Raw genomic sequence first — 12903 nt, forward strand, 5'->3', positions numbered from 1 at the left:
GTAATCGCCCGTTGCCGGTCAAAACGACTACGCTTCTCCCCTCTCTCCGCCGCGTCAGTCTCCTCGCGCCTCGGCGGCGGCGCGGCGCATCGCCTTCTTGCGCTCGATCGGGTCGAGCTTGCGCTTGCGGAGGCGGATCGCGTCGGGCGTGACCTCGATCAATTCGTCGTCGTTGATGAACTCGAGGGCGAGTTCGAGCGTCAGTTCGCGCGGCGACTCCAGGCGCACGTTCTCGTCCGCGGCGGCGGCGCGCATGTTCGTGAGCTTCTTGCCCTTCGACACGTTCACTTCCAGGTCGCCGGCGCGGACGTGCTCGCCCACGATCATCCCGCTGTAGACCTCGACGCCGGGGCCGATCAGCATTTCGGCCCGCTCCTGCAGGTTGAAGAGGGCGAAAGACACCGAGGTCCCGGGGCGGTCCGCGACGAGCACGCCCCGGCGCCGGTGTTCGAGGTGTCCGGCGCGGGGGCCGTATTCGAGGAAGCGGTGGTGCAACTGGCCCTCGCCGCGCGTGTCGGTGAGGAACTCGGAGCGGTATCCGAACAGGCCGCGGGACGGGAGCTTGAAATCCAGGCGCACCGGGCCCTGGTCCGTCGGCCGCATCGAGATGAGTTCGGCCCGCCGGCTTCCCATCTTCTCCATCACCACGCCGACCATCCCGGACGGGACCTCGATCACGGCCTCCTCGTACGGCTCGAGGACCTCCCCGTCGGGTCCCTCGCGCAGGATGACGCGGGGGCGCGAGACGGAGAACTCGTACCCCTCCCGCCGCATCGTTTCCATGAGGATGGTGAGGTGGAGTTCCCCGCGGCCCGAGACGGAGAAGGTGTCGGGGGCGTCGGTGGGCTCGACGCGGAGAGCCACGTTCCGCTCCAGTTCCCGGAAGAGGCGCTGGCGCAGTTGCCGGGTCGTGACGTACTTGCCCGTTCGCCCGGCGAAGGGGGCGTCGTTGACCCGGAAATCCACCGCGAGCGTGGGCCGCTCCACGGCGATCCCCCGGAGACGCTCCCTGTGGCCGGGGTCCGTGATCGTCTGGCCGATCTCCACGCCTTCGAGTCCCGCCAGCGCCACGATGTCGCCGGCGCTCGCGCGCGGCGTTTCGACCCGCTTCAGCCCGTCGAAGCCGTAGATCTTGAGCACCCGGGCCGGGAGCGCCTCGTCTGCGGGCACGGTGCCGGGCTCTCCGAGCGGAAGCAGCACGACCCCGTCCCCCTCCGCCACCGCGCCCCGCTCGATGCGGCCGATCGCGATGCGCCCCACGTAACTGGAGTGGTCCAGCGTCGAGGCCAGCATCTGGAACGGCCCTTCGGGGTCGCCGGCGGGGGAGGGGACCGCCGCCACGATCGTCTCGAACAACGGCTCCAGGTCTCCGCCGCGCGCCTCGCTGTCGGGCGATGCCCAGCCGTCCCGCGCACTCGCGTAGAGGAACGGGGCGTCGAGCTGGGCCTCGGTGGCGTCCAGCTCCAGGAACAGTTCCAGCACATCGTCGTGTACTTCGGTGGCGCGCTGGTCGGGGCGGTCCACCTTGTTGATCACGACCACGGGCGCGAGCCCCAGGGCGAGGGCCTTCCGCGTGACGAAGCGCGTCTGCGGCATGGGCCCTTCGGCCGCGTCCACGAGGAGGAGTACGCCGTCCACCATGCGGAGGATGCGCTCGACCTCGCCGCCGAAGTCCGCGTGGCCGGGCGTGTCGACGATGTTGATCCTCGTCTCGCCCCAGCGCACGGCCGTGTTCTTCGACAGGATCGTGATGCCGCGTTCGCGCTCCAGCGGGTTGGAGTCCATGACGCGTTCCTCGACCCGCTCGTGCGACTGGAATGCGCCCGCCTGCCGCAGCATGTGGTCGACGAGCGTCGTCTTCCCGTGATCGACGTGGGCGATGATCGCAATGTTCCTGATCTTCCCGGGCGGGGGCGCCACGCAGGCCTCGACTTCCGCGTACTCGCGGTTGGGGGGAAACGGCGGGGAATCGCGGGGATATTCTACCGTCGCCGGCGCCGAACGACAAAGCTGCGCGGGCTGCGAGGGCGTGTGCACGGCGGCGAGGGCGACACTAGGTTGCCGCGGCGATTCTGGCGCGGCCGGAGGTGCGAGCTGAGAACAAAACGATGGATGGCGGTGGCCGGATTGTCGGTCGTCTTCGTCTGGGTCTCGATCTGGTTCCGCTTCCGGGAGTCCGGGCCTCCGCCGCCGCCCCCCGAACCTCCCGATCTCCGCCTGTGGGATTTCCTCGGCTGCCGGCACCTCCAGTTCGACACCTGGCTCGCGGATGAGGGCGGGGAGTCTCCCGAAGCCGACCCGCCCGTCGTGCGGTCGCTCATGCTGTTCGCCGACTCCGTCGACGCGTACGGGCGGGCCATGACCGCCTACAGGGCCGTCCCTCTCGCGGGCGACGGAGATCTCTCCGGCCTGGAGACGCGCTGGTTCACGCGGGCGGACACCCTCTGGGTCGTGTGGTCGAGTCCCGAGGTGCGGGGCGCGGTGGCGCTGCGCCGCAGTCGCGGGGAGATGGTCGGACGGGCGGTGGCGCGGCTACGTGGACAGGCGGCGGCCGCATCCCCGGCGGGTGACGCTGCGATTCAGGCCCGGGCGACGTCCTGGGAGGTGAACTGCCACTCCCTGCGTCCCAACCGGATCGGCCCCGTCGACCGCTAGTCCACCGAACGCCCGCCCGCCGTAACGCCGGCCCGCCGTGGGGCCGGGTCCTGGCCAGCGGCTTTAGAGGAACGAGGGATCGAAGCTGTCGGAGGCTTCTTCGTCCTCCTCGCGGACCAGGGTGAGGATCGCGCCCTGCGGTGCGACGAGGTATTGGGTGCCCTCGAAGGTGATCTCCACCGCGGCCTTCCGGAAGAAGAGGGCGTAGTCGCCCGGCCGCGCCTGCATCGGGAGATAGCGGGCTTCGGTGGCGCCGATCTTCCAGGGCTCGTCCCCGAGTTCGGCGGGCGGACCGACCGGCGTTCCGGGGCCGACGGCCACCACCGTCCCCGCCTGCACGGCCTGCTTGTCGATCGCCGTGGGAGGCAGGTAGAGGCCGACGTTCGTGCGGTCCTCGCCCTCCAGCGGCTCAATGAGCACGCGGTCGCCGACGACGATGAGTTTCTTCTCGCTCATGCGGCACGATAGGGAACCGCGACGACCCCGGACAGGCTGATCAGTCGGTCCTCGAACGCTCGTCGGCGATGAAGCTGTCGACGCTCTCGGGGAGAAGGAGGTTGTCGGCGATGCGGGCGATCTCCTCCGCCTCGCGCCACCGCGCCTCCAGTTCCTTCAGTTCGCCCTCCAGGGCTTCGCGCTCGGCCTGCTCGTGCGTCGCCATCTCGATGGCCAGCCGCATGTCCACCTTGAGACCCGCCAAGGTTCCGGGAAGCGGCTTCATAAGATTCTCGACCTTCTTCGGGGGGAGATCCGCCTTTCCCGAACCGGAGAAGTCGCTGATGGCGCGGCGAGCCGCCCGCGGCAGGAAAGCCTCCGGATGTCCGGCCTCTTCGATCCGCTCGACGGCGGCGCGGATCGCCTTCCGGGCCCCGCCACTCCGGTTGGCGTGGGCCATGAGCTGGCCCGCGAGGCCGATCGCTTCGCTCCCGTGCACGATCATCGTATGTCGGCGGTTCTTGCGCTTGCGGGTCTTCCCCCACTTGTCCCAGCCCGGGATGTGATCGACGCGGAGGTCCCATCCCGATGCATCAGGGCCGGGTACCAGGCGCGACGTGTAGAGGTGTTTCCGCTGTATTCGGATGGGATCGCCGTGCTCGTCCCTGAGACGGAGAAGGACGCGATCGCGATACCAGGCTTGAGCCCCCTGGAAGAGCCCCGGGAAGATGCCGCCCATCGCGAACCCGGCGATCGTGCCGCCGACGACGACCCCACCCGCCACCGCCCCGACGGCCCCGGTGACGAGCGCGGCGCGGCGGCGGCGCCGGCCGAACTGGTCGCCGTAGCGCCAGGCGGCGAACTCCTGGCGGACGGGGTCGCCGACGCGGACGAGTTCGAGGCCCTCCTTGAGCTTCGCGAGGCCGATGTTGTCGGAGGCGACCCGCATGCGGGTGCTCTCGAAGGCGCGCTCGCAGGCTTCGATCGCCTCCCAGCGCGTCTCCAGCGGCGACAGGTTCCAGCGCTCGCAGCGCCGGCACACGACCCAGAGCCGTCCCTTCGCCCCGTCGAACGCCAGGCGCCGGCCGACCGGGAACTCCTCGATGGCCTCGTTCCGGCCGAGGTCGCCGTGGCAGAAGATGCACGTCGAATACATTCAGGCGTTCTTCATCGCGTTCGCGGGTTCCACGTCGCGAGGCGCGGGGTCGCCGCCGGGACGCGCGCGCTCTTCGTCGATGAAGTCGTCGACACTATCCGGCACGAAGAGGTTGTCGGCGATGCGGGCGATCTCCTCCGCCTCCCGCCACCGTGCCTCGAGTTCTTTCAGTTCCCCTTCGAGCGCCTGCCGCTCGGCCTCCTCGTGCGTCGCCATCTCGATCGCCAGCCGCAGACCGGGGGCCAGGCCGGCGAGGGAACCCGGCAGGGGCTTCCGGAGCTTTTCCAGTTCTCTGGCGGCAATTTCCTCCCGGCGGCGGTCTCCGAGGGAAGGCGAGCTGCGCGTAGCCAAGCCGGAACGGCGGATGGCGCGCTGCGCGAGTTCCGCGGCTTCCGGGAGGAATGCCTCCGGATGGCCGGCGCGCTCGATGCGGCGCACGGCCCCGCGGATCTCGTCCTTCTTGCCCCCGCGGCGGTTGGCCTGCGCCATCAGCTGTCCGGCCAGCCCGAGCGCCTCGCGGCCGTGCACGATCATCGTCTTCCGCCTACTCCCTCCCTCCCGGCCGGGAAGGTGATCGACGCGCAAGCCCCAGCCGCGCCCCTCGTCATCCGGCACGAGGCAGGATGTATAGAGGTGTTTTCGCTGGATCCGAACCGGCGTGCCTCGCGGGTCCCGGGTGCGAAGGATGATGCGATTGCGGTACCACCTCTGTGACATCCTGGTCCCGATCCACAGTCCGCCCAACGAGACGAACCCTCCGGCCCAGAGCGCCCCGACGGCGGCTGCCCCGGCCCCGGTGATGAGCATGGCCCGCTTGCGGCGCCGGCCGAACTGGTCGCCGTAGCGCCAGGCGGCGAACTCCTGGCGCAGAGGATCTCCGACGCGGACGAGTTCGAGACCCTCCTTGAGCTTCGCGAGGCCGATGTTGTCGGAGGCGACCCGCATGCGCGTGGTCTCGAAGGCGCGTTCGCAAGCTTCGATCGCCTCCCAGCGCGTCTCCAGCGGCGAGAGGTTCCAGCGCTCGCAGCGCCGGCACACGACCCACAGCCGTCCCCGGGCGCCATCGAAGGCCAGACGGCGCCCGACGGGGAACTCCTCGATGGCCTCGTTCCGCTTGAGGTCGGCGTGGCAGAAGATGCAGGTCGTATACATGCGCCTCCAATGTCGTGGACTGGCTCGGTCGGGGATACCCGCGACCGCCGCCACTTCTTCGTATGCAGACTTGCGATATAAAGATGATCTTTATATCATGCTTCAGAGGCTCCCGGGCGTGCCGGGCGCCGCGGTGGACGTGGACGGTCGAAACGAGGTGCCGCTTGCAGGCCACGCTCTCGAAGCGAATCAACGAACTGCTCGTGCTCGCGGTCCTGGAGCGGGGACCCGCGCACGGCTACCAGATCGCGCTCTCCGTGGAGGAACGGACGGGGGGCGCCTTTTCGTTTCAGCACGGGACGCTCTACCCGATCCTGCACCGGCTGGAGACGAACGGGCATGTGCGTGGCACGTGGGGCGGAGAGGGCCGGCGGCGGAAGACCTACGAACTCACCGACGACGGCCGGGCCGAACTCGCTGCGGGGGCGGCGCAACTGGAACGGCAGTTTCGGGTGCTGCTGGAACTCTTCGGGGGGACGCATGCGGCCTGAACACCCCCTGGCCGACGTCGAACGGAGTCTCGCGGTGCCGCCGCGACGCCGCCTCGACGTGCTGGAGGAAGTCGACGCCGACGCGGAGGCGCTGCAGGCGGAACTGGAACGTCGCGGATACGGGCCGGCGCAGGCACGCCGCGCCGCCCTCCGCCGGGTCGTGCCGGGCACGGAGACGCTCGCGCAACTCGAGGCACAGCACGCGCCGCCTCTGGGCCGCTGGGCGCGGGGCACCGGATGGATCGATCGGGTGGAACGCCTCGGGATCGTCGTGGCCACGGGCCTGGCCGGGGCGGTGGCGTGCATCACCATCCTCGGGACGGGCGCCCTCGGCTCCGCGGCCGTGCTGGCCTGGCCCCAAGTCATCGTCGTCGCCCTGCTCGCCGCGAACTGGACCCGCGCCGCCAAGCGTCTCTGGATCGACGGCGACCTGCGGCGCGAGCTGCGGCGCCGGCTTTGGGAGCGGCAGATCGGGCTCATCGTCCTCGCGGTCGCCCTCGGGGCGCTGGGCGCCGCCCGGGAGGTCTGGGGCGCCTTCGGAGCGCTTGAAGCCGAAGGCTTTGCGCCGCCGGCCATGTGGGACGCCGTCGGCCGCGTCGTCTCCTTCGCCGCGCTCGGGTTGAGCGCGGCGATCTTCGGACTCTTCGGCTGGCTCGCGATCACCCCGCGCCTGATCGACGACGAAACCATGGAGCACCGCATATCGGCGTTCTTCGCCTCGCGGCTCCCACCCACCCCATCAAGGCGGAGGTAGCGATGTCCTTCATCGAATCACTCGGATTCATCCAGTATCCGATCTGGATCGTGCTGATCCTGATGCTGGTACAGATCGGACGCGCGACGGCCGACCAGTTCCGGTCGTCGGGAGCCCCGCCGGCGGGTCTGCGCATCCACTCCGTCCTGGTTCTCGGCGCGCTCGCCGCATGCCTCGGGGTGCTCGGATCGCTGGTCGGCGTCTGGCTGGCGGCGGAAGCCATCTCGCGGGCGGGGGAGGTAAACGCAGGGTTGGCCTGGGGCGGGATCCAGGTCGCGCTGGGCTCGTCCATCGTCGGTTTCCTGATCCTCGGCGTGGCGTCGATCGCCTGGCTCGCCCTGCAGTACGCGAACGGCCGGCGGGATGCGGCGTAACGCGCCGATGCGGGTCCCGACGCTCGTCGCAGCCGGTTTCGTCCTCGCGGGCGGTGCCTGCGCCCCGGGGCCGGAGGACGGTATCGGGGGCCTGTCGCGGCGCGACTCGGCGGGGGTGGCGATCTCCGACAACGAGTCCGCCGACGCGCCGTTCGCGGGCGGGGCGGTGCACATCGCGGACCTCATGACGCCCGACAGCGCGCTCACGGCGCTCCCCTGGGGGGTGGTCGCGGATCCGACGGCCGAGCGGGTCTACGTGGCGGACATGACGGGCGCCCGGGTCGCCGTGTTCGACGGCGCGGGGGCGTTCGTGGAGGCGTTGGGACGGCCGGGAGAGGGTCCGGGCGAGTTCCGGGGCGTGTCCGCGCTGACGCTGGCGCCGGGCGGGACGCTCGTGGCGCTCGATGCGCGGCGGGGCGTGCTCAGCCGCTGGTCGCGGGAAGGAGAGTTCGCGGGCGAGGAACGGCTCCCCGCGAACTATTGGGGACCCGGGTTCGCGGTCGGCGAGGGCGCGGTGGCGGACTGGTTCGCGACCGTGGGTTCGACGACGGCGGACATGTCGATGGACCAGACGCTGGCGGTTCACACCCCGCGCGGCGCGGAACCCGTCCACGTCGTGCGGAGGGAACTGTCGCTCATGGAACTGCCGTGCGCGTCCATGCCCGCCCCGAAGGTGTTCGCGCCGGACGCGGTGTGGGCGAGCCGCGGCGACACGCTCTGGTTCGCGAACGGGGAGGGGTTCCGGATCGACGGCTACGCGGGGGGAGAGGTCTTCGCCAGCGTGCGGCGGTCGGCGGCCCCCGCGATCCCGGTCACGCGGGCGATGGCGATGGCATCGCTCTCGTTCGGCCCGGGCCCGTACGGGAGCCTCATGCGGCAGTGCGGCGTGACGGCCGGGGAAGTGGTCGACGCCACCGGATACGAGGAGGTGCTGTCGCCCATCGTCGGCTTCACGCCCGACCCGTCGGGAGGGCTGTGGGTGTCGCGGCGCACGCGCGGTCTCATCCCCGAGGTCATCGACGTATTCGGGGCTGAGGGCGGATACCTGGGGACGCTCGACATCCCGGCGATTCCCGTCGGGTTCGCGTCGCCGTCGCGGCTGGTCGCGGTGCGGCCGGTGCTGGAGACGGGGGAGATCCGGGTGTCGCTGTATGAAGTCGGGACGGACGCGGCGGCGGTGGGCGGATCGGGCGCCCGCGATGGCGGCACGCTCGCCGGGGAAAGCCCGCCCTCTCGGATCGGGTCGGTACTGCGCGGCGGGTCCACACAATCGTCCTCCGCCGCGGCGGAGGCTCCCCCCCGGCGCCCCCCGGAGCCCAACCCGGCGGGGTTGCACGAGTTCAGGGACTGCGACCTCTGTCCGGTCATGGTGGAAATGCCGCCGGGAGGGTTCGTGATGGGGCGCGCCGAGGGCGAGGACCGGCGCCTGGGCCTCGACCGGGAGCCGAGGCGGCCGGAGTTCAGCCGGGAGCGGGAGCGTCCCCGCGTGCAGATCGAGTTCGGACACCGGTTCGCCATCGGCAAGTACGAGGTGACGTTCGACGAATGGGACCGCTGCGTCGCGGCGGGAGGATGCGACTACCGGCCCGAGGACAGAGGATGGGGGCGGGGCGACCGTCCCGTGATCCACGTCTCCTGGCTCGACGCCGAGATGTACCTCGCCTGGCTGGCGGAGGAGACCGGCCGCCCGTATCGGCTGCCGAGCAGCGCCGAGTGGGAATACGCCGCCCGCGCCGGGACGACGACCGCCCGCTGGTGGGGAGAGGAGGTGGGGAGCGGACACGCGGTGTGCGAGGAGTGCGGACTCGAGTGGGAGGTGGGATCCACCGCCCCCACGGGATCGCTGCCGCCAAACCCGTGGGGACTCCACGACATGCTCGGCAACGTGTCCGAACTCGCCGCCGACTGCTGGACGGCCACCTACGACGAGGTGCCCACCGACGGCTCACCCGTCCGCGAAGCGTCCCATCACTGGAGCGAAGGCCGCTGCCTGCGCCCCACCTGGCGGGGCGGCGCCTTCAGCTACTTCCGCTGGACCGTGCGCGCGGCGTGGCGCAGCGGCGGCAGCATCCTCGCCACCGCCGAAGAGCGCCACGCCCACCCCCAGGTCGGCGGCGGCACCGGCTTCCGCGTCGCCCTCACCCTGGACTGAGAGCGCCCGCCCCGCCCGGCCGGATTCAGATCACCTGATCCGGCGACTCCCCTACCGCGGCATCCAACCCCTTTGCTCCTTATTGATAATCTGATATCATTAAGCTCGACCGGAGTCGGTCAGGTCGGGCCACGCGGACTTCGTGACAGACCCTCTTGGAACCACAGAAGAAGACATGGAGCGCAGACACGTCCGAATCGCGGGTGGGCCGATGACGAACGGAGCACGGCGGTGAACCCGATTTCCGCCTCCCTCCGAAGCAAGGGGCAACGACTGCTACACCGGCAGTGCTGGAACTGGGGCCGGGACATCGTGCGTCGGGAAGGCAACCTCCTGCTCGAAGCGGGCTTCCTCAAGAGAAGGCCGCCCGAGGGAGAAGCGGGATCGAGCTGCTACACGCTCGCGCTACCCGGCGGCGACAGCCTTGTGTTGTGGGGGTTCGGGCTCCTGTACGGAACACCGCAACGGGGTGGAGTCTACCTCAACCGCTACCAGTTTCGACCCGCTTGGCTACCGTCGAAGACGATCCCGGGGCAGATCTGGAAGCCCGACATGATCCCGGCTGGATCGGCGCCGCCATCGCTCCGCGTACCGCTTGACCTGACCGTCGCCGCCATTCGGCGGGTCGCGGACTACGAGGAGTGGGCGCTCGCGCGCTGCGGTCTCGAGTATCGTCGCGCCGTCCTGCGCCAATGGAAAGGGCCCTCCGAGCGACTGCCGCCGCAGGAGCTCCCCCAGGCTTGGCGCACGCTCGCCGACGCGATCGATGGCCAACCGCATCCCGAGCCCGTCGAGAGACCAAACGGAACGATCCACGCCTCCGACGACCGTCGTTGAGGGTTGCAGTAGAAGTAGCATCGTCCGAGAAACTCACCACACGAGAAGGGGAGAAGTTTATGAAGCTCAAGCACTGGATGCCGGTCCTGGCAACGTTGCTCGCGATACAGCCGCTCCAGGCCGCCGCGCAGCAGACGCCGCAGGTCGAGGGCACCGTCACCGACGATCAGAGCGGCGCGCCGGTGGTGGGTGTGGAGTTCGCGGTGGTCGATCACGCGGCGCGCGCCGTCACGGATGAACAGGGCCGATTCACCCTCGTGGGAATGACGCCCGGTCGTTACGTGCTGATCGCGACGCGCATCGGCTACGAGGACGCGCGGTCCGAGGTCGAGGTGCCCACCAGTGGCGCGGCGCGCCTGGACCTTGCGATGGCTGCGCGCGCCATCCCGCTGCCGGACGTCACAGTGAACGCGCTGCGCGCACAGGTGTCGGGAAAGACCGGGGACGTGCTGCTCGATGTACCCCAGCCGATCACGATCGTGGACGCCGAGCTGGTGAAGGCGCAAGGCGGCCGCACCATGCGGGACTACATGCGCAACGTAGCGGGAGTCGTCCAGTCATCCGGCGGATCGAGTCCCTCGCAGTACTTCGCGCTCCGGGGCTTCTACTCGGACGCGAACGGGAACTTCCGGAAGAACGGCGCGCAGATCCTCAAGTCGGCGGAGCTTGTGCAGCCGAACGTCGAGCGCGTCGAAGTTCTGAAGGGACCCGTCTCCGTGCTCTTCGGGCACCTGGATCCCGGCGGAGTGATCAATGTGGTGACCAAGAAGCCCGAGCACGTCCAGCGGAGCACGCTCACGCTGCGCGGAGGCTCGTTCGGGCACGCCGAGGGTCACCTGGACGTCACCGGGCCGATCGGACAGACGGGCACGCTCGCCTACCGGCTCAACGCCGCCGGTGAGCGAGGCGGCCAGTTCCCGAGTGCCGTCGGCTACGATAAACTCTTCGCCGCCCCCGCGTTGCGCTGGACGCCGGGTGGGCGGGCGCGGATCGATGTCGAGGTGGAGGCTTCGCGCGGCACGGGCACAGACTATCCGGGCCTAAGCTCTCCCGATGGAACAAGCGCCGGCCTGGACCGACTGCCATCCGACCTCTTCCTGGGCGAGAGCGACGCAGCCTACGAGCGCGACCAGCTCAGTGGGACCGTGAACTCCGAGTTTACGATTGGCGGCGCGACCCGCGTCGGCGCGAACCTGGCTTGGTCGAATTATGACTGGGCGTCGACCAGCGTGTCGCTCGGAAGCTTCGACGACGACGATCGCACGCTCTCGCGGAGTGCTTCTCGTCGCGAGATCGAACAGACCGACGCGCACGCCGATGTCTACCTTCTGGGCCGGACGAATCTCGGCCCCACGTCGCATCAATGGACGCTCGGTGGCGACCTCCAGGCGTCCTCGCTCGCGACCGACAACTTCGGCTCGGCGATCGCGCCCGTTGACGTGACCCAACCAACCGAGTCGGGGATTCCGACGCTTCCCGCAACCTCCGGCGGATCGTCCGACAACACCGTGTCGGGCGTGTACTTCAACGACAGAATCAGGATCGGGCGGCTCCACCTGAGCGGTGGCATCCGCTACACATCGTTCAGGCAGGAGTCCGATGTCCAGGAGATCTCGGCCGAGGACTGGTCGGGAAACGCCGGGGCGCTCTTCTCCCTGACTGAGGAAGGGTCGATCTACGCCAGCTACTCTCAGTCCTTCGCCCCCACGCTCTTCACGCGCAACGGGCAGTTCTTCGATCCGTCGTACGGTGAGCAGTGGGAGGCGGGCGTCAAGCTGGGGCTGGCCGGTGGTCGACTTCTCGCCACGGCGTCCGTGTTCGACCTCGAGAACACGGGCGTTCTCTCGTTCATTCAGGACTCCGAGGGAAACTGGCTCGTGGAACAGGGCGGCCTCCACGGAAGCCGCGGCCTTGAGCTCGAGCTTTCTGGTCAGCCCCACGCCACCGTCTTCGTCACGGCGGCATACGCGTACCTAAACGGCGAGGTCCGTGACGATCCCGCCTACGCGGCCGGTACGCCTCTGGGAGGTGCCCCGAAGCACTCCGCAAATCTCTGGGTGCAGGTGCGCGCGACCGAACGCCTGGAGTTGGGAGGCGGGATCAACCACCGTTCCGAGATGAAGAGCTGGCTGAGCTCTCGGCTTTTCATGCCGGCGTATACCTTGCTGGATGCGTCCGCCGCGTTCGATGTCACACCTTCGCTCCAGGTCCGGGTCGCCCTGAGGAACCTCACCGACGCGCGCTACTACACGGGCAGCAGCGGAATAGACGCCTGGGTGGGCACGCCCCGATCCCTCCAGATGTACCTGACGACGGTGCTCGAATAGTGCGCGTACGCCTCGCCTCGCTCGCCGCGGTCGCCCTCGGCTGCGCGGCGTGCGCGTTCGACAAGGGGAGTCCGGACTCGGCCGGGCTCCCCTTGTTCGAGGGTGTCCCGGAGAAGAACCTGAGCGCCGCCGCAGTCGCACGATTCGACCCGGCGGTGGATTATTTCCCCGAGAAGGCCGAGTTCCGTCACACGACACAGATCTCCGTCAGCTACCACGGCCATTACAAGGTATTGCGCGTGGTCACGAACGGTATGGGACAAGAGTTCCGATACGTGCTCGTTCAGCGTGGTACACCGGTACCCGGCGATGTCTCGCGCGACGCCCTCGTCGTCCCGGTGCCGGTGCTCCGCTTCAGCCTCGGCACGTACCGATACGGTGCCGCCTCCGATATTCTCGGCGTGGTGGACCGGATCGTGGGGTTCGGCAACCACAACCACGCTACGGTGCCTTCCATCCTGGCGCGCTTTGAATCGGGCGAGCTATCGAGGAGCTTCGATCTCGAAGCCATCATGAACCGCCGCAGCGAAGCGCACTTCAACTGGCACTATCACGCGGCGCTGACCCGGC

11 protein-coding genes and 1 pseudogene are annotated in these 12903 nt (G+C 69.5%); 8 read left to right on the top strand and 4 right to left on the bottom strand.

Annotation, left to right across the window (positions count from 1 at the left end):
* Nucleotides 1-54 precede the first annotated feature (54 nt).
* Nucleotides 55-1920, bottom strand: a complete 1866-nt coding sequence (gene typA / locus RN743_RS03970; RefSeq protein WP_310776478.1) for a translational GTPase TypA — start codon at nt 1918-1920, stop codon at nt 55-57.
* 198 nt (nt 1921-2118) lie between these two features.
* Between typA and RN743_RS03975 the strand changes: the two genes are divergently transcribed.
* Complete coding sequence (locus RN743_RS03975; protein WP_310776480.1) at nt 2119-2655, top strand: hypothetical protein; 537 nt, start codon at nt 2119-2121, stop codon at nt 2653-2655.
* A gap of 63 nt (nt 2656-2718) precedes the next feature.
* Here the strand turns inward: RN743_RS03975 and RN743_RS03980 are convergent, their stop codons facing one another.
* From RN743_RS03980 to RN743_RS03990, 3 genes are read right to left on the bottom strand one after another with little or no spacing between them, the layout of a single operon-like run.
* Nucleotides 2719-3111, bottom strand: coding sequence for a co-chaperone GroES family protein (locus tag RN743_RS03980; protein WP_310776482.1), 393 nt, complete (start codon nt 3109-3111; stop codon nt 2719-2721).
* Between the two features lie 40 nt (nt 3112-3151).
* Complete coding sequence (locus RN743_RS03985; protein WP_310776484.1) at nt 3152-4246, bottom strand: hypothetical protein; 1095 nt, start codon at nt 4244-4246, stop codon at nt 3152-3154.
* Nucleotides 4247-5398: a hypothetical protein gene (locus tag RN743_RS03990; RefSeq protein ID WP_310776486.1), complete on the bottom strand. Its 1152-nt coding sequence runs from the start codon at nt 5396-5398 to the stop codon at nt 4247-4249.
* 164 nt (nt 5399-5562) lie between these two features.
* On the opposite strand from RN743_RS03990, the gene RN743_RS03995 reads away from it, so the two are divergent.
* From RN743_RS03995 to RN743_RS04025, 7 genes and pseudogenes are all read left to right on the top strand, one after another.
* On the top strand, nt 5563-5889 hold the full coding sequence (locus tag RN743_RS03995) for a helix-turn-helix transcriptional regulator (RefSeq protein WP_310776488.1): 327 nt from the start codon (nt 5563-5565) through the stop codon (nt 5887-5889).
* Nucleotides 5879-6643, top strand: a complete 765-nt coding sequence (locus RN743_RS04000; protein ID WP_310776490.1) for a hypothetical protein — start codon at nt 5879-5881, stop codon at nt 6641-6643. Before RN743_RS03995 ends, RN743_RS04000 begins: the two co-directional genes overlap by 11 nt.
* Before the next feature lie 2 nt (nt 6644-6645).
* The gene (locus RN743_RS04005) at nt 6646-7017 is read left to right on the top strand and encodes a hypothetical protein (RefSeq protein ID WP_310776492.1); all 372 of its coding nucleotides are present in this window, start codon (nt 6646-6648) and stop codon (nt 7015-7017) included.
* Between the two features lie 7 nt (nt 7018-7024).
* Nucleotides 7025-9169, top strand: coding sequence for an SUMF1/EgtB/PvdO family nonheme iron enzyme (locus tag RN743_RS04010; RefSeq protein ID WP_310776494.1), 2145 nt, complete (start codon nt 7025-7027; stop codon nt 9167-9169).
* A 231-nt stretch (nt 9170-9400) separates the two neighbouring features.
* Nucleotides 9401-10006 (top strand): hypothetical protein, encoded by a 606-nt coding sequence (locus RN743_RS04015; protein ID WP_310776496.1) that lies wholly within the window; start codon nt 9401-9403, stop codon nt 10004-10006.
* A 59-nt stretch (nt 10007-10065) separates the two neighbouring features.
* Nucleotides 10066-12333 carry a TonB-dependent receptor gene (locus RN743_RS04020; RefSeq protein ID WP_310776498.1) on the top strand — a complete coding sequence of 756 codons (2268 nt, stop codon included), beginning with the start codon at nt 10066-10068 and terminating at the stop codon, nt 12331-12333.
* Nucleotides 12334-12425: 92 nt separating this feature from the next.
* A pseudogene (locus RN743_RS04025) lies at nt 12426-12903 on the top strand (hypothetical protein); the annotation flags it as partial.

The organism is Candidatus Palauibacter scopulicola, from assembly GCF_947581915.1.
GTDB lineage: Bacteria > Gemmatimonadota > Gemmatimonadetes > Palauibacterales > Palauibacteraceae > Palauibacter > Palauibacter scopulicola.